Raw genomic sequence first — 17,427 nt, 5'->3', positions numbered from 1 at the left:
AAAGGATGGAAAAAAAGAGAGCATCCATCGCAATCGTAACAGGAGCGTCCTCCGGCATGGGCCGGGAATTCGTCCGTCAGATAGCGGAAAGCTACCGCTCCATATCGGAAATCTGGGTGATCGCGAGACGGGAGCAGGCATTGCTTACACTGCAGGAGGAGCTGAAGGATAAAACGACGATTCGGACCCTGCCCATGGATCTGGCGGAAAAGGACGCCTGTGCGGAGCTTGCGGCTTTGCTTAAAAAAGAAAAGCCTGTGATCCGGATTCTGGTGAATTCCGCAGGCCTGGGACATGCCGGGAAGCTGGAAACCCAGGATGTGGATCAGATCTTAAATATGATCGATGTCAACTGCCGCGCGCTGACAGCCGTTACCATGACCTGCCTGCCCTATTTCCGGAAGGGCAGCCGAATCCTTCAGATGGATTCCGGCTCGGCCTTTCTGCCTCAGCCGGGCTTCGCGGCCTACGCGGCCAGCAAGGCCTACGTGCTGTCTTTGTCGAGAGCGATGAAGGAAGAGCTGCGCAGCCGCCAGATCTCCGTGACCGCCGTGTGTCCGGGCCCGGTGAAAACGGATTTCTTCGCCACCGGCGGCATTAAGCTGAACCCGGTCAAGCGCCTGTTCCTGATAAAGCCCGAGCGTGTAGTACGGAAGGCCCTATTTGACGCCGAAAAGGGCAAGGCCGTATCCATCTCCGGCGGCAGTATGAAGCTGGTCCGCGCGGCGTCCGGCGTACTGCCCCAGGGCCTGATGACGCGGTTGTCAGCGATGCTGTTTTCTTTCTGAAACGGGAAAATAACATATTAAAAATGGATAGGGGAGTTTTATTATGGAAAAAAGTACAGTCGGAACCTTGACGACACTGTGTTATCTGGAGCAGGACGACAAATTCCTGATGATGCACCGAATTAAGAAGAAAAACGACGTAAACCAGGACAAATGGATCGGCGTGGGCGGCCATGCGGAAGCCTACGAGAGTCCCGAAGACTGCCTGCTCCGGGAGACCTTCGAGGAAACCGGTCTGACCCTGACCGATTACCGCTTCCGTGGCATTGTCACCTTCGCCCTGAAGGGTGTCGAGACCCAGTATATGTGTCTTTACACTGCCACCGGCTGGGACGGCGAGTTGGACTACAACTGTCGGGAAGGCGTACTGGAATGGATCCCGAAGGATAAAATCGATGACCTGGAGCTCTGGGTGGGGGATAAAGTTTTCTTTAAGCTGCTGGCTCAGGAGGCGCCATTTTTCTCATTAAAGCTTACCTATGACGGCGATACGCTGGAGGAGTGCATGCTGGACGGAAAAGCACTGGATTGGCTGAAATTTCTTGACAATGGGTGCGGAACGCCATGTAAATAAGTGATACGGAGGAACGTTTATGTACAGCGACGCATTCTGTAAAGTATACAATCAGTTCGGTTGGAACTATTTTCCCGAGGCCTTCGGCGAACAGCTGCTTACCTGGCTTCACCAGTATCAGATAACTGTCCGCAAAAGCCTGGATCTGGCCTGCGGCACGGGCGTGCTCTGCGAGATTCTGGCGGGAGATGGTATCGAGGCCAGTGGAATGGATTTTTCGGAGGGTATGATCGAGATCGCGAAGCAGCGAAATCCGGAGATTTCCTATGAGGTGGCAGATATGATTACCTATCGGCCGGATGAAAAGTTTGATCTGGTGACCTGCACCGGCGATGCGCTGAATCATATCATGCGCCTGGAAGATATGGATCGGATATTCGCGAATGTATCTGCATATTTGGCAGAGGGCGGCTATTTCATTTTCGATATCCTGAATGAAAAAGAAGTGCCGATGGCGGAACCCATCGATCTGGATTTCAGCGAGACGGTCAAGACCCAGTTTATGGTGACCCACGATCCGGATGGCCGCATCAACCTGAAAACCACCGTTTATGAAAATGGCGTAAAGGAATTCGAGGAGAATATCAAAGAAATTGTCCACGACGAGAAAGCCGTCTGTGAGCTGCTTCGAAAGAACGGTTTCCGGGTGGAAAAATGTGCCAATCATTTCCTGGAAAATGAAGGAAATTTCAGCAAAACCTGGTATATCATTGCAAGAAAATAAAAAAGTTTTTTTCTTTATCCCATAATACACCACGCCGACCGCGTCCGCCAGAAACCATCCAATCGGTACTGACCACCAGATGCCGACCACTCCAAAGGCCGGAATCGCCGACAGAGCGAAGGAAGCCATCACGACGGGTCCGAAGCTGTTGACCAGCCCCTGGACCGCCAGAATACCCAGATTCATAATGGATTGCTGGATACAGGTAAGCCCGGCATTGAGCCGCGAAATTTTGTCTTTCTCACAAAAAAGAATGCTTGAAGTATGCAGGAGATCTGCGTATAATGAAATGCGGGTGAGAAGCCCCTTGACAGAAATGGTTTGACAGAAAAAGGAGAGTTTATCATGAAGAAATACTGGCTGGCTGTGCTGCTGGGCGTTTCGGTGCTGGCGGCAGGCTGTAAAGGTACCACAGATAAAACGGATACCGCCAGGGAAGCCGAGGCGGAGAACAAAGAAACCGAAGATCAGGAAAAAGAAGCTTTAAAGACCGATGGAACGAAAGACGCTATCCTGGCAGGCGCAGGTACCCTGTCTGACGCCGCAAAGAGCGCTTACCGTTCTGTGCTGGATGATATTTATTATAATCAGCAGTTCCCCAATGGTTTAGAACTAGATTATAACGGCTTGGATCTTTCGGAAAATAAATACGGTGTCTACGATATCGACGGCGATGGCCGCGCCGAGCTACTGATCGCTTATACGACAGCGTCCGCGGACGGACAGATGTTCCTGATCTATGATTTTGTGGAAGCGCTGGACGCGGTGCATGAGGAATTTACCGGCTTCCCGGCTGCGACGTTCTATGACAATGGTGTAGTGCGTGCGGACTGGAGCCACGATCCAAGTACCGTAGAGGGCAGTGATTTCCAGCCCTTTACGCTCTTCATTTATGACGAGGAAGTGAATACGTATGAGTTTCTGGGCTCTGTCTGTCAGCAGGATAAGCCTGACGTCTATTATCAGACTCTGGCAGGCGGGGAGGAGACGGAGATTGACGAAACCGTTCTGAAAGACTGGCTGGATTTCTGCATCGGAGACGCAGGCCAGATCGAGGTTCCCATGGTAGATCTGACAGAAGAGAACATCAAAGCATTAAAATAAACAAAGTCATCCTATAAAGGAATTACAAGGAGAACCTATTTATGCGAAATGTACCCCAGAAAGGCGACCACGGCTATACGGACGCCCATAAAAAAGCGCAGATTATTAAGACCATTATCTTTTTCCTGCTGCCCGCCGTCATCTTTACCGTCGGCTATGTGACGTCCGGGACACGCCTGAATCTGTTCACAGTGGTGGCGGTTGTAGGCTGTCTTCCGGCCTGCAAGGAGCTGGTCAACGTGATCGTGTTCTGCAGACGCCGTTCCATCCCTCAGGATCTCTACGAGGAGCTGGAGCGACACACCGGCGGTATGGAGCACGCTTATGAGCTGGTTCTGACCACCTATGAAAAGAATTATCCTGTCCATAGCCTGGTGATCCGCGGAAATGAGATTGCAGGCTACACCACACTGAAAAATACGGACTTAAAACCGGTGGAGGCGCATGTCACCAAGATCCTGAAGGAGAATGGGATCTCCGGTGTCCATGTGCATGTGTTTGCGGATCTGAAGGCCTATCTGGATCGGGTGGACGCCCTGGCGAAAAAGGAACCGGAGGAGATCCCGTTTACGCCGGATGAGCGCTATCCGTCCCTGAACCGGGAGCAGCTGATCCGGGGGTTAATTCTGGCACTGTCCCTGTAAAAATGAGCAAAACGATAATGCAGCAGGCTTTCTAAATATCAATGGCCTGCTGTATTTTCACTTATAGGATGTAAAGGAGAGAAACCATGCGTCTTCTGACCGTAGGCGAAAACGAAGCCGGACAGCGGCTGGACAAATTGCTGGGAAAATATATGGACAAGGCCCCGGCCAGCTTTATTTACAAAATGCTGCGCAAAAAGAATATCACCCTGAATGGGAAAAAGGCGGAAGGAAAAGAGCGCCTGAAAGCAGGAGACGAGATCAAGCTGTTCCTGGCGGACGAGACCATAGACGGCTTTTCCAGTATGATGGGGGAAATGGGAACCGAAACCAGACAAAGTGGGAAAAAGGAGACCATGGCAGCAGGAGCCAAGTCAAAGAAAAAGCTCCCATTAAGGCTCCGACCGGAAATCATCTACGAGGACAAAAATGTCATTTTCTTTAATAAACCGGCAGGTCTCCTGTCACAGAAAGCGAAGCCCTCGGATATCTCCCTGGTGGAATACCTGACGGAGCATCTTCTGGAAACCGGCGAAGCCACAGCAGAAAGCTTACGCAGCTTCCGTCCCGGCATCTGCAACCGTCTCGATCGCAACACCAGCGGTCTGGTAGCCGCAGGCAAGAGTCTCCGTGGCCTTCAGGAGCTGAACGAGCTGTTCCGTATCCGCAGCCTGCACAAATACTACCGCACCATAGCTGCAGGCTCTGTCATGGATAAACAGCACATCGAGGGCTGGCTTCAGAAAAATGAAAAGACCAATCAGGTACAGATTTTTAAGCAGGAGAGAAAGGACGCTTTGCCTATCTGTACCGAGTATATGCCGTTAAAACAGCTGACTTACAACGGAAATCCTTATACCTATCTGGAAATCAACCTGATTACAGGCCGATCCCATCAGATCCGCGCGCACCTGGCCAGCATCGGCCATCCGCTTATCGGGGATACCAAATACGGCAGTCCGAAGATAAACGCGGAATTCCGGAAAAACTTCGGTCTGAAATACCAGCTTCTCCATGCCTATCGGCTGGAGCTTCCGGATCTCACCGGAGCTCTTTCGAATCTTTCGGGGCAGCAGTATATTGCGCCGCTTCCCAAAGAATTTATGAACGTTTTGAACCGTGGCTGATGTAAAAGCCACGGTTTTTCGTTATTCTACACAAAACCTTTTCGAAAAATTCATATAGTATTCACAAAAATTTAAGAAACACTTGCAAAGTAAAAAATCCTGTGCTAAAGTATTATCAGATTGAGAGACAATTACATCGTGGTTTCACATACGACGTGTTACTGGTTAGGCAGGCAAGATCGGGTGAAAATGAAGAGGATAGAAAAGTGCGGATAAGCTGTATCAGTATCTGCGTTTTCTGTTGGAAATTCATTTCACTGGGTCTTTTTTTGTGTGAAATTTTCTGATGCGTACCAGGTCTTTCGATACCATATATTCTGGCCGGATATAAGAACCTTATATTTTACACATTTACAATACAAAGGAGAGAAAACCATGGATTACAACAAAATTGCCCAGGACATTCTTGACAATGTGGGCGGCAAAGCCAATGTAAAACAGGTGACACACTGTTTCACCCGTCTGCGCTTTATCCTGAAGGATGAGAGCCTTGCAAAGAAAGACGTGGTAGAGCATCTGGAGGGCGTTATCTCTGTCGTCGTTTCCGGCGGACAGTTCCAGGTGGTATGCGGCGCAAAGGTCACAAAGATTTATGACGCAACCGTAGCGATCCTCGGAGACGCCGTTGCAGGCGGTTCCGTAGACGAGCAGGTTCCGGATCAGAAGCAGCCTCTGGGCAACCTGATTCTGCAGAAGATCACCGAGATCTTCACACCGCTGGTACCGGCTATTGCGGCAGCAGGTCTGATCAAGGGTCTTCTGGCAGCATTTGCCAAGGTGCCGGGCTTCGATACAGCCAACAGCACCTACATCATCATGAACACCGCCTCCAATGTTATTTTCTACTTCATGCCGATTTTCCTTGCTTACACCGCATCCAAGGCATTGAAGTGCAGCACTGTTGTAGCTATGATGCTGGGCGGCTTTATCTGCCATCCCACCATTGACGCACTGGTTCAGGACGTAGCTACCAAGTCCACCATCTTCGGACTTCCGGTTATCAAGATGGCGTTTACCGTAGGAGAGTCCTCTAAGGTATTTGCTTACACTGAGTCCGTTATCCCGATTCTTCTGGGCGTGATTGTACTGTATTTCCTGGAGAAATTCTTAAAGAAGGTCATTCCGGAGATTCTGCAGCTCATCCTGGTACCGGGTCTGTCCCTGATTATCATGGTTCCGGTTATGCTGACTGTTGTAGGACCGGTTGGTATCTATGTTGGTTATATTATTCAGTTCCTTTACAATGCGCTGTACGGCTTCAGTCCGGTACTGGGCGGTATCATCGTCGGCGGTCTGTGGGGCGTATGCGTTATCTTCGGCGCGCACAGAGCACTGCTTCCGATTGGTCTTAATGACGTAGCCCTGACAGGAACCAACACCCTGATGTGCTTCGCTGGTTCCGCAAACTTCTCTCAGGCAGGCGCAGCACTTGGCGTTATGCTGAAGACCAAGAGCCAGGATTTAAAGCAGGTAGCAGCTTCCGCATCCCTGTCCGCATGGCTGGTAGGTATTACTGAGCCGGCTATCTACGGCTGTAACCTTCGTCTGAAGAAGCCGATGGTATGCGCGGTAATCGCCGGAGCTCTCGGCGGTGGTATCATGGGTATCGGCCACGCAGTCAACACAGGTTTCGCAAATAATGGTATTCTGACCATTATGTCCTACTATGGCGAGGGAACAAGCCTGGGACAGTTCGTAGCTTACTTACTGGGTATCGCAGTGGCATTCTTTGGCGCGGCTATCCTGACTTACATCGTAGGCTTTGAAGATGTGGACGCAGTTCCGGCAGGCGCAGCAGCACTGGAGTCTGACCTGGCTATGCCGACCGCACCGGTTCACACAGGCGAGACCGTAGAAATCGCTTCTCCGGTAGAGGGAAAGGCTTACCCGTTAAATGAGGTGCAGGACGAGGTATTTGCTTCCGAGGCACTGGGCAAAGGAATCGCAGTTCTTCCGACCAAGGGAGAGGTGGTAGCACCGGCTGACTGTACCGTATCTGTTCTGTATCCGACCCTTCACGCTATGGGCCTGAAGCTCGAAGACGGCACAGAGCTTCTGATTCACATTGGTATGGACACGGTAGCCATGAACGGCGACGGCTTCACAAAGCATGTGAACGAAGGAGACAAAATTAAAAAAGGAACCCCGATTGTATCCTTTGACATTGACAAGATCAAAGCGGCAGGCTATGATACTACCGTAAGCGTTATCATTTCCAATACGGCTGATTTCGCAGAGGTCACCGGTGTTCCGGCAGAGAAGGCTGACCTTACCAGGGTTGTTATCAAAGCTGTAAAGTAATTGTTTGAATCTGTAACAAAAACATCCGCCGGGCGGAAGTCAGTACACTTCCGCCTGGCTTTTACAACTTTTAAAGGAGAACCTTATCATGACAAATTTTCCTGAAAATTTCCTCTGGGGCGCATCTTCTTCCGCATTTCAGATCGAAGGCGGCTGGGATGAGGACGGCAAGGGCATGACCGTGGCCGATTACAATTCCTTCAAGCGTTCCGACAAGCAGGCGGACAGCAAGGTGGCCAGTGACTTCTATCATCACTGGAAAGAAGATATTGACCTGATGAAAGAGATGGGTATGAAGGCATACCGTTTCTCCCTTTCCTGGGCCCGCATCATTCCGGACGGAGACGGCGAGGTCAACCAGAAGGGCATCGACTTCTATAATAATGTGATCAACTATCTGCTCAAGCAGGGCATCCAGCCCCTCGTAACCTTATACCATTTCGATCTGCCCTACGCTCTGGTAGAGAAGTACAATGGCTGGGAGTGCAGAGACTGTGCCTTCGCTTTTGAGCGTTATGCGCGGGTCTGCTATAAGGCTTTCGGAGACCGGGTAAAATACTGGCAGATGATCAACGAGCAGAACCTGATGATCCGTGTCAACAACCGTATGAATATCTACACTGAGGACGAATGGGAAGCAGACCGCATGCGTGCCCAGATGGATTACCATATGTTCCTGGGTCATGCGCTGGCGGTCAATGCCTGCCATGAGCTGGTTGAGGGCGGAAAGGCCGCTCCGGCCGTATCCTCCACCTGCACCTATCCGCTGACCAATAAGCCGGAGGATGTATGGGCCGCGAAGATGAACGACTGGTTCAAGACAAACTACTGCCTGGAAATGCACATCAACGGCGAGTATCCGGGTTACTATATGTGTTATCTGAAGGAGCGCAATATCGTTCCGAAGATGGAAGAGGGCGACGCAGCCATTCTGAAGTCTGCGAAAATAGACTACATTGCTCTGAACTACTACCGTACCCTCTGTGCAAGCTATCTGCCCGCAGACGAGGAACATCCGGTTGGATCCAGAGTCTTCCGCGGCAATGAGGTAGACTTTGACCAGTACGGCTACTGCCGGGACGAGAAAAACGAGAATCTGAAAGCCAGCGAATACGGTGCCCAGATTGATCCCATGGGTCTTCGGATTGTACTGAATGAGTACTATCGCAGATACCATCTGCCGCTGATTATCACCGAGAACGGTCTCGGTATGGCGGACGAGCTGACCGAGGACGGACGCGTGCATGACGATTACCGGATCGACTATCTGCGCGGCCATATCCAGGCTATTTCCGACGCCATCGACGATGGTGTGGAAATGATGGGTTACTGCCCCTGGTCTGTGATGGATCTTTTAAGTTCCCATCAGGGCTTCCGGAAGCGCTACGGCTTTATCTATATCAACCGCGACGACTTCAATCTGAAGGATCTGGGAAGAATTAAGAAAGACAGCTTTTACTGGTATCAGAATGTAATTAAGACAAACGGGGAGAGTTTGTAATACCATGCGTGTAATTAAGGTGCTGAACAATTCACTGGTGCTTGCGCTGGACAACGCGGGCCAGGAGTCTATTCTCATGGGAAAGGGAATCGGCTTTCACAAGTCCATAGGATATGAGTTTCAGGAAAGTGAGATTGAAAAGGTCTTTGTTCTCAAGGACAAGGAGGTCTCCCGGAACATCATCCGTCTGGCGGCAGAGACAGACAGCGTCTTCTTTGAGCTGGCCAAGGCGGTGATTGATTATGCCATTGAACAGTTCGATATGAAGCTGATGGATCATATCTATCTGTCCCTGACGGATCATCTATCCTTTGCGGCCAGACGGGTACGGGAAGGCATTGTTCTGCAGAACTTTTACACGCTGGAAATGAAAAAATTCAATCCTCAGGAGTTTCAGGTGGGGGAATATGCGGTGAAACTCATGCGGGAGCGTCTGGATCTGGAGATTCCGGTGGATGAGGCGGGCAATATCGCCTTTCATTTCATCAACGCCCAGTTCAACCATCCCTATAACAGTCAGAATCTTCTGATTAGCCGCACTCTGGACGCAGTGCTGGATATTGTAAAATATGCCTTTGGGATTACTTACAACGAGGACAGCACTTCGTATTCCAGGTATGTAACCCATGTGCGCCTGTTCGCCCAGCGTCTGGTGAGCCGCAATCAGCTGCCGGATGAGAAGAACAGTATTCTCTATGAGCAGATTCATTCCATCTGTCAAAAGGAATTTGCCTGTGTGGAGAAGATACAGATCTATGTATATGAGCAGTTTCGCCAGAAGCTGTCCAGCCAGGAAAAAATGTATCTGGCACTTCATATCCATCGGGTGCTGGAAGAGGATTAAATATTAATACGGAAAGTCAGCTCTTTGGGAGCTGGCTTTTTGCATCCCCGGGCTTTGCTTTTCCGAAATCAGAGGTTGTTTTATCATGACTTCCGATTTATAATGATATTTGATTTTATTCGCGTAAAAATTTTCAGATAAAGAGGACCTGACTATGGCGACCTGGAATTCCAGAGGGCTCAGGGGTTCTACCCTGGAGGATTTGATTAACCGGACCAATGAAAAATACCGGGAACAGGGACTGGCGCTGATTCAGAAGGTGCCGACCCCCATTACCCCCATTAAGATTGATAAAGAGCACCGGCACATTACTCTGGCTTATTTTGACCAGAAAAGTACCGTGGACTATATCGGAGCTGTACAGGGCATTCCCGTGTGCTTCGATGCCAAGGAATGCGATACGGACACGTTTCCACTCCAGAATATTCATGCCCATCAGGTGGAATTTATGGGCGATTTCGAGCGTCAGGACGGCGTGTCCTTCCTGATCATTCTTTTTGCAAAGCGAAATGAACTCTATTTTCTTCCGTATAAAAAAATGAAGGAATTCTGGGAGCGGGCCGAGGCAGGCGGACGGAAGAGCTTCCGCCATGACGAGCTTGACCTGTCGTATGTGCTTGCGCCCCACGGCGGCTACCTGGTTCCCTATCTGGACGGAATTCAGAAAGTGATTGACGAATCGGGTTAAACACTTTATAATGGTAAATCAGTAAAGCGTTTAGGAGGCAGAAAGTAAGATGAAGAATCAAAATCCGCTTTTGCATACCCCGGAAGGCGTCCGGGACATCTATGGTAATGAGTTCGTACAGAAATTTGAATTGCAGCAGCTTTTATACCGGATCCTTGCGGGCCGCGGCTATCAGGGTATTGAGACGCCTACCTTCGAGTTTTTCGACGTATTTTCCAGAGAAGTCGGTACAGTTTCCTCCCGGGAGCTCTATAAATTCTTTGACAAAGAGGGCAACACCCTGGTACTCAGGCCGGATATGACGCCGTCCATCGCCCGAGCCGTGTCCAAATATTTTCACGATGAGACCCCCATCCGGCTCTGCTATATGGGCAACACCTTTATCAACTATGACAAATATCAGGGCCGCTTAAAAGAGACTACCCAGATGGGCGCAGAGCTCATGGGAGATGGCAGTGTGGCGTCTGATGTGGAACTGCTTTCGGTGCTGATTGAAGCCCTGCAGGAGGCGGGCCTTCGGGAATTTCAGGTGAGCGTAGGCCAGGTGGAGTTCTTTAAGGCGCTGCTTCGGGAGGCCGGTATCGGTAATGCGGCGGAGGAGAGTCTGCGGAGACTCATTTCCGATAAGAACCGGTTCGGCGCGGAGGAGCTGCTGGCAAGCTATGATATTTCTGAAAAGCTGCGCGCGACCTTCCTTGAGATGGCGACGCTGACCGGAGGCGAGGAGGCTTTGCAGAAAGCCAGAAGCCTGACAGACAACGCGGAGGCACTGGAGGCACTGGAGCGGCTTCAGGAGATCTACGAAGGTCTGAAGGAAAAGGATTATGAAAAGTACGTAACCTTTGACCTGAGCATGCTAAGCAAGTATAATTACTATACGGGCATTATTTTCCATGCCTATTCTTACGGCTACGGCGAACCCATTGCCAAGGGCGGACGGTACGATAACCTGCTGTCCCATTTTGGCCGGGAGCTGCCCGCGGTTGGCTTTGCCATCGTGGTGGATCAGCTGCAGCGGGCTCTTCGAAATGACGCGGAGAAGAAGGTGAACGCCACCGATGACGGCAAGCGTTATCTGACCTTCGCGCTGACCAAGGGACGTCTGGCCAAGAAGACCCTGGAGCTTCTGGAAAAGGTGGGTATCACCTGCGAGGAAATGAAGGATCCGGACAGCAGGAAGCTGATCTTCGTAAATGAAGAGCTGGGTCTCAAATTCTTCCTGGCCAAGGGTCCGGACGTCCCCACTTATGTGGAGTACGGTGCGGCGGACATCGGCGTGGTCGGCAAGGACACCCTGGTGGAAGAGGGCCGGAAGATGTACGAGGTGCTGGATCTGGGCTTTGGAAAATGCCGTATGTGCGTCTGCGGACCGGAATCGGCCCGGGAGAAGCTGGCTCATCAGGAGCAGATCCGTGTGGCCACCAAGTACCCGGATATCGCAAAGGATTATTTCTATAATCAGAAGCATCAGACCGTGGAGATCATCAAGCTGAATGGCTCCATCGAGCTGGCGCCCATTGTGGGGTTGTCTGATGTGATCGTGGATATCGTGGAGACCGGCTCCACGCTCCGCGAGAACGGCCTTGGCGTGCTGGAAGAGGTAATGCCTCTATCTGCCCGCATGGTGGTCAATCAGGTGAGCATGAAGATGGAATCAGAGCGGATTACCAAGCTGATTCAAGATCTGAGGGCTGCACTGTAAATCGGAGGAAGCATGCAGCAAAAGCGTTTGGACTATCTGGATATGGCAAAGGGCATTGGAATCTTTCTGGTGATCCTGGGTCATATCGAATATATACAGGAGGATACCCTGAAATGGATTTCTTCCTTTCATATGCCGCTGTTTTTCGTGGTGGGAGGAATTCTGGCACGTCTGAAGCAGGGAGAAAAGCGTTCGATCTTTCAGTCCATTGAAAGCCGGGTGCGGGGCGTACTGACGCCGTATCTGTCCTTTTCTCTGATGCTGCTGACCATGAATACGATTACGCATCTGCTGAACAGCGAGGCCCTGTCCGGAGCGGCGCTTGCGAGACAGTATGTGGATACCTTTACAGGTTACGGTGTGCATATTTTATGGTTTTTACCGGCCTATTTTATCGCAGGCACGCTGTTCGCGGTGCTGACGGGAACCTGTAAGGAATGGCAGAGAAATTTTCTGATTGTGCTGTTGGCCGCCGGCGCTTACGGCATTTCTGCCGGGCTTGGGCTTGATCGGTATGTAACCTGGGAATGTACCTTAAGCGGATATCTGGGTTATGATATCCTAATTACGGTGTTGCGTGGAGTTCTGGCTATGCCGTTTCTGGTGATGGGCTGGTACATGACGAGGCTTCCCAAGGGCTGGCCTGCGTTGCTGCTGATTCCCGGAAGTCTGCTGGCGCTGCGGGCTCCGGTGTTTGATCTGCATTACCTGTATGTACATCCGGTGCATTACCTGAACGCGTTTCTGTGCTGCGCCGGGCTCATCGCCCTGGTGAAGGCACTGCCGGTGAGCCGCGTGTTATCCTGGCTTGGCCGGAATTCTTTAGTCATTATGTGTACACACGCCACCTTTTTGGTGGTATACTATGTGTCACTGGGAATGTTTTTTGTAAAAAAATGGATACCAATGTCCCAGCCTGCGTTTAATCTGGGCGTTGCCATATTGGTCTGTGCCGCGGAGGTTCCCATTGCCTGGATTTTTAACCGCTGGTTCGGACGTCTTATTGGGAGGTCATCAAAATGAAAGTCGTTACATTGGATGAAAACAGCAAACAGAATCTGCTGGATGAATTGTTGAAGAGAAGCCCCAATCATTACGGGGAGTTTTCCGAACGGGTCAACGCCATCATCGAAGATGTAAAAAAGAATAAAGACGCGGCCCTGTTTTCCTATACGGAGCGATTCGACGGGGCGAAGCTTGACGCATCCACCATCCGCGTCACCAAAGAGGAGATCGAGGAGGCTTACCATGAGGTAGATCCGAAGCTTCTGGAGGTCATCAAAAAAGCCCTGGTCAATATCCGCAGCTACCACGAGAAGCAGCGCCGTTACAGCTGGTTCGACAGCAAGCCGGACGGCACCTTGCTTGGCCAGAAAATCGGGCCCATCACCTCCTGTGGCGTCTATGTACCCGGCGGCAAGGCAGTCTATCCGTCCTCCGTTCTGATGAACGTGGCCCCGGCCAAGGTGGCCGGTGTGGAGCGTATTGTCATGACCACACCGCCCGGAAAGGACGGCAAGGTATCTCCGAATACCCTGGTGGCAGCCTGTGAGGCGGGCGTGGATGAGATCTACAAGGTGGGTGGAGCCCAGGCCATCGCGGCGCTGGCTTTCGGTACGGAGAGTGTACCGAAGGTAGACAAGATCGTGGGGCCCGGCAATATCTATGTGGCTCTGGCAAAGAAGGCCGTATATGGCTACGTAAGTATTGATTCCATCGCAGGCCCCAGTGAGATTCTGGTACTGGCTGATGAGACCGCCAATCCCCGCTATGTGGCGGCCGATCTGCTTTCCCAGGCGGAGCATGACGAGATGGCGTCCGCAATCCTGGTAACCACCAGCAAGGAGCTGGCGGACAAGGTTCAGGTAGAGATCGAAGGGTTTGTGCAGAAGCTGTCCAGGAAAGCGATTTTGGAAAAGTCGCTGGAAAATTATGGATATATTCTGATTGCGGAGAATCTGGATGAGGCCATCGCGGCGGCCAATGAGATCGCCAGCGAGCATCTGGAGATCGTCACAAAGGATCCTTTCCAGGTGATGACTAAAATTCGAAACGCAGGCGCGATTTTTATCGGCGAGAATTCCAGCGAGCCCCTGGGGGACTATTTCGCGGGACCGAACCACATCCTGCCGACCAACGGTACGGCGAAGTTCTTCTCCCCGCTGAGCGTGGACGATTTTATGAAAAAATCCAGTATCGTATACTATTCAAGAGAAGCGCTGGAGGCGGTACATGAGGATATTGAAACCTTCGCGAAAGCGGAGCGGCTGACGGCACACGCGAACTCCATTGCGGTACGCTTTGAGAAAAAGGAGGACTAGACTATGGAACGAATCGCAAGTCTTTCCAGAACCACGAAAGAGACGGATATTTCCATTACCCTGAATCTGGACGGCAGCGGAAAAGCGGATATCTCCACAGGCATCGGTTTCTTTGACCATATGCTGAACGGCTTTTCCAGACACGGACTCTTTGACCTGACCTGCCAGGTGAAGGGCGATCTGGAGGTGGACTGCCACCATACCATCGAGGACACCGGCATTGTGCTGGGGCAGGTGATTCGTGAGGCCGTGGGAGATAAAAAGGGCATCGTCCGCTACGGCACCTGCATTCTGCCCATGGATGAGTCCCTGGTGCTCTGTTCCCTGGATCTGTCCGGCAGACCCTATTACGTCTCCGACGTGGAATTCCCTACGGAAAGAGTAGGGGAAATGGATACCCAAATGGTGAAGGAGTTTTTCTACGCCATTTCCTATAGCGCCGGTATGAACCTGCATTTCAAGATGCTGTCCGGCGGCAACAGCCACCATATGGTCGAGGGCATGTTCAAGGCCTTTGCCAAGGCCCTCGACATGGCGACCACACACGATCCGAGAATTACAGACGTGTTATCTACGAAAGGAAGTCTTTGATATGAGTGAAAAAAATATCGCAGTGATCCGGCTTCTGGCCGGAAAGGTGCAGGGAGAGGGCGCGGACAAAGAAGCGGCTGTCCTTGCAAGATATTACAGTGACAATGGAGCCGACGAAATTCTGGTCTTTGACCTGTCCGACGGGGATGTGGATCACGATCTGTCCATCGGCGCGTTGAAAGAAATCTGCCGCGCCGTGGAGGTTCCGGTGAAGGCCGGCGGCAGAATCAAGCGGCTGGAGGATGTGAAAAAGATTCTCTATGCGGGCTGTGAGAAAGCCATTTTAAACTATGGCCGTCAGAAAAATATCGACCTGACTGAGGATGCATCCAAGCGCTTCGGCAAAGAAAAGATTGCAGCTTGCGTGGACAGCTCTGATGTGGTCAGCGCCCCTGCGGCTCTGATCGAGGAGTATGTGAGCGAGCTGATTTATCTGAATGAGCTCGTACCCTTCGTGGAGAAAATCCGCCCCTTAAGCTGCAATATGGAATGGTCCGAGTTCAAGCTTGGCCCGGACGGCCTGGTTCCGGTGGTGGTACAGGATTACCGTACCGACGAGGTACTGATGGTAGCCTATATGAACGAAGAAGCCTTCCATAAAACCATCGAGACCGGCAAGATGACCTACTGGAGCAGAAGCCGCCAGGAGCTTTGGGTCAAGGGTCTGACCAGCGGACATTACCAGTATGTAAAGGAGCTTAAAGTAGACTGCGACTGCGACACCATTCTGGCAAAGGTATCCCAGACCGGAGCAGCCTGCCATACGGGCAATAAGTCCTGCTTCTTCCACGAGATCGCTAAAACCGATTACAAGAATACCAATCCGCTGAAGGTTTTCGAGGATGTATACAAGGTGATTGCAGACCGCAGGATACACCCCAAGGAAGGTTCTTATACCAATTATCTCTTCGACAAGGGTATCGACAAGATCCTGAAGAAGGTGGGAGAGGAAGCTACGGAACTGGTTATCGCGGCAAAGAATCCGGATCCGGAGGAGATCAAGTATGAGATGTCGGATCTGCTATATCACGCTATGGTTCTGATGGTGGAGCGGGGTGTGACCTGGGAAGATATTACGTCGGAGCTGGCCAACCGGTAAAATAAAAACCATGGCAGTTCTGATTTCAGAATGCATTTCATAATGTATAGTAATTCCCACGAAATATAAGGCGGCATCTTTATGAAAAAAACAGAAAGACAGGGCGGACAGTACCGGCAGCTTCTTTTGGCGCAGCGGGGGCAGGCCCCGGCTCAGGAGGAACCGGTCGGACGAATCTGGATGAGGATTCGCTTTTATGTCTGTCTCTGTCTTTTTGCGGCGTATATGCTTCTGGATTACAGCCATGCAAATATCGCTTCCTGGAACAGTGAACGGATCTGTCAGGAGGTGGAGCGGGATTACTCCGAACAGCTTGGCTTTGATTTGAATCAGGTTCTGAGCCAGGCTGCGTCGGCCATAGAATGAATACAGGATCTTTAACTAATGAGTAAGACTTTTAAATTCGCATTCGTGAAAACCATCCCGGTTATGCTGGGATACCTTTTCCTGGGACTGGCCTTCGGCCTGCTTCTGCAGGAAGCCGGTTACAGCTTCTGGTGGGCTCTTCTGATCAGCACTGTCGTCTACGCCGGTTCCATCCAGTTCGTACTGGTAGGTTTCCTGACCGCCGGGACAAGCCTTCCGGTGGTGGCTGTGATGACATTACTCATCAACAGCCGTCATGCCTTTTACGGCCTGACCTTCATCGAAAAATTCAAGGCCATGAAATCACGGTCTTACATGATTTTCTCCCTGACCGATGAAACCTATTCCCTTTTATGTTCCTTAAAGGTGTCGGAAGAAATAGATGAAAAGAAAGTCATGTTCCTGATTTCTCTGCTGGATCAGCTTTACTGGATCGTCGGCTCTGTGGCAGGCGCGGCGCTGGGACAGGTGCTGCCCTTCGATATGACAGGCATTGATTTTGCCATGACGGCACTCTTTGTGACCATCTTTGTGGATCAGTGGAGAGAAGCGAAGAGCCATCTGCCCGCAGTCATCGGTCTTATCAGCTCGGTGATCTGTCTTCAGATCTTCGGCGGCAGTAATTTTATCCTGCCGTCTCTCATCATTACAGTGACAATTCTGATGGCATTGCAAAAAAGACTGGAAGGAAGGGTGGAAAATACATGACAGCGACGCGCGCATTTGTTATAATTCTGGTGACAGCTGTCTGCACGCTGATTACCAGGCTCGTTCCCTTTATGCTGTTCGACAGGAAAAAGGAGATGCCGAAAGCAGTCAATTATCTTGGCGCGATTCTGCCCCCGGCGATTATGGCAACTCTGGTGGTCTATTGTCTGAAGGGCGCGGATCTCTTTTCCCCCACCCATGGCATTCCGGAACTTTCGGCCACGATTCTGACAGCGCTTTTACATGCCTGGAAACGGAACGTGCTCCTTAGCATCGCGGCGGGAACCTTCTGCTACATGCTTCTGGTGCAGGTAGTTTTCTGAAATAATATTTTTGAAGTAGGAA

General features: G+C 51.1%; 18 protein-coding genes and 2 pseudogenes. 19 read left to right on the top strand and 1 reads right to left on the bottom strand.

The features are described from left to right. Positions 1 to 5 precede the first annotated feature (5 nt). The 3 genes from ACESZP_RS00475 to ACESZP_RS00465 are packed head-to-tail and all read left to right on the top strand — an operon-like array spanning position 6 to position 2,086. Complete coding sequence (locus ACESZP_RS00475) at positions 6 to 788, top strand: SDR family NAD(P)-dependent oxidoreductase (RefSeq protein ID WP_499707679.1); 783 nt, start codon at positions 6 to 8, stop codon at positions 786 to 788. Between the two features lie 43 nt (positions 789 to 831). Further along, entirely contained in the window at positions 832 to 1,362 is a 531-nt protein-coding gene (locus ACESZP_RS00470) for an NUDIX hydrolase (RefSeq protein ID WP_499707678.1), read from the top strand. A gap of 19 nt (positions 1,363 to 1,381) precedes the next feature. After that, positions 1,382 to 2,086: a class I SAM-dependent DNA methyltransferase gene (locus tag ACESZP_RS00465; protein WP_499707677.1), complete on the top strand. Its 705-nt coding sequence runs from the start codon at positions 1,382 to 1,384 to the stop codon at positions 2,084 to 2,086. Positions 2,087 to 2,200: 114 nt separating this feature from the next. Here the strand turns inward: ACESZP_RS00465 and ACESZP_RS00460 are convergent. Then, a pseudogene (locus ACESZP_RS00460) lies at positions 2,201 to 2,296 on the bottom strand (MATE family efflux transporter); the annotation flags it as partial. A gap of 135 nt (positions 2,297 to 2,431) precedes the next feature. Here ACESZP_RS00460 and ACESZP_RS00455 point away from each other — a divergent pair. The 16 genes and pseudogenes from ACESZP_RS00455 to ACESZP_RS00380 all read left to right on the top strand — a co-directional run bounded on the left by ACESZP_RS00455 (position 2,432) and on the right by ACESZP_RS00380 (position 17,405). Further along, positions 2,432 to 3,190 carry a hypothetical protein gene (locus tag ACESZP_RS00455; protein ID WP_499707676.1) on the top strand — a complete coding sequence of 253 codons (759 nt, stop codon included), beginning with the start codon at positions 2,432 to 2,434 and terminating at the stop codon, positions 3,188 to 3,190. Between the two features lie 41 nt (positions 3,191 to 3,231). Beyond that, the gene (locus ACESZP_RS00450; protein ID WP_499707675.1) at positions 3,232 to 3,834 is read left to right on the top strand and encodes a hypothetical protein; all 603 of its coding nucleotides are present in this window, start codon (positions 3,232 to 3,234) and stop codon (positions 3,832 to 3,834) included. An 86-nt stretch (positions 3,835 to 3,920) separates the two neighbouring features. Continuing rightward, complete coding sequence (locus tag ACESZP_RS00445) at positions 3,921 to 4,961, top strand: RluA family pseudouridine synthase (RefSeq protein WP_499707674.1); 1,041 nt, start codon at positions 3,921 to 3,923, stop codon at positions 4,959 to 4,961. A gap of 375 nt (positions 4,962 to 5,336) precedes the next feature. Continuing rightward, complete coding sequence (locus tag ACESZP_RS00440) at positions 5,337 to 7,262, top strand: beta-glucoside-specific PTS transporter subunit IIABC (protein WP_499707673.1); 1,926 nt, start codon at positions 5,337 to 5,339, stop codon at positions 7,260 to 7,262. 88 nt (positions 7,263 to 7,350) lie between these two features. Continuing rightward, positions 7,351 to 8,763, top strand: a complete 1,413-nt coding sequence (locus tag ACESZP_RS00435; RefSeq protein WP_499707672.1) for a glycoside hydrolase family 1 protein — start codon at positions 7,351 to 7,353, stop codon at positions 8,761 to 8,763. Positions 8,764 to 8,767: 4 nt separating this feature from the next. Next, on the top strand, positions 8,768 to 9,607 hold the full coding sequence (locus ACESZP_RS00430; RefSeq protein ID WP_178038115.1) for a PRD domain-containing protein: 840 nt from the start codon (positions 8,768 to 8,770) through the stop codon (positions 9,605 to 9,607). 154 nt (positions 9,608 to 9,761) lie between these two features. Further along, positions 9,762 to 10,295 (top strand): Holliday junction resolvase RecU, encoded by a 534-nt coding sequence (locus ACESZP_RS00425; protein ID WP_178038116.1) that lies wholly within the window; start codon positions 9,762 to 9,764, stop codon positions 10,293 to 10,295. Positions 10,296 to 10,344: 49 nt separating this feature from the next. Next, positions 10,345 to 11,310, top strand: a pseudogene (gene hisZ / locus ACESZP_RS00420) (ATP phosphoribosyltransferase regulatory subunit); the annotation flags it as partial. A gap of 30 nt (positions 11,311 to 11,340) precedes the next feature. Further along, positions 11,341 to 11,997 carry an ATP phosphoribosyltransferase gene (hisG, locus tag ACESZP_RS00415; protein WP_178038138.1) on the top strand — a complete coding sequence of 219 codons (657 nt, stop codon included), beginning with the start codon at positions 11,341 to 11,343 and terminating at the stop codon, positions 11,995 to 11,997. Between the two features lie 12 nt (positions 11,998 to 12,009). Further along, positions 12,010 to 13,020, top strand: coding sequence for an acyltransferase family protein (locus tag ACESZP_RS00410; RefSeq protein ID WP_499707671.1), 1,011 nt, complete (start codon positions 12,010 to 12,012; stop codon positions 13,018 to 13,020). After that, complete coding sequence (gene hisD, locus ACESZP_RS00405) at positions 13,017 to 14,318, top strand: histidinol dehydrogenase (RefSeq protein ID WP_499707670.1); 1,302 nt, start codon at positions 13,017 to 13,019, stop codon at positions 14,316 to 14,318. Before ACESZP_RS00410 ends, hisD begins: the two co-directional genes overlap by 4 nt. A gap of 3 nt (positions 14,319 to 14,321) precedes the next feature. Then, positions 14,322 to 14,909, top strand: coding sequence for an imidazoleglycerol-phosphate dehydratase HisB (gene hisB / locus ACESZP_RS00400; protein WP_349165058.1), 588 nt, complete (start codon positions 14,322 to 14,324; stop codon positions 14,907 to 14,909). 1 nt (position 14,910) lies between these two features. Next, positions 14,911 to 16,008, top strand: a complete 1,098-nt coding sequence (gene hisIE / locus ACESZP_RS00395) for a bifunctional phosphoribosyl-AMP cyclohydrolase/phosphoribosyl-ATP diphosphatase HisIE (RefSeq protein ID WP_499707669.1) — start codon at positions 14,911 to 14,913, stop codon at positions 16,006 to 16,008. 81 nt (positions 16,009 to 16,089) lie between these two features. Continuing rightward, a complete protein-coding gene (locus ACESZP_RS00390) occupies positions 16,090 to 16,374 on the top strand; it encodes a hypothetical protein (protein WP_499707668.1) in 285 nt (94 codons plus the stop codon). Positions 16,375 to 16,392: 18 nt separating this feature from the next. Beyond that, entirely contained in the window at positions 16,393 to 17,082 is a 690-nt protein-coding gene (locus ACESZP_RS00385) for an AzlC family ABC transporter permease (protein ID WP_499707667.1), read from the top strand. Further along, on the top strand, positions 17,079 to 17,405 hold the full coding sequence (locus ACESZP_RS00380; protein WP_178038123.1) for an AzlD domain-containing protein: 327 nt from the start codon (positions 17,079 to 17,081) through the stop codon (positions 17,403 to 17,405). The genes ACESZP_RS00385 and ACESZP_RS00380 overlap by 4 nt, the downstream gene beginning before the upstream one ends. Positions 17,406 to 17,427: the final 22 nt, after the last annotated feature.

Source organism: Candidatus Dorea massiliensis AP6 (assembly GCF_964245105.1).
Lineage (GTDB): Bacteria > Bacillota > Clostridia > Lachnospirales > Lachnospiraceae > Laedolimicola > Laedolimicola intestinihominis.
Note: the sequence above shows the minus strand (reverse complement) of the source record. Positions and strands in the feature narration are given on the sequence as shown.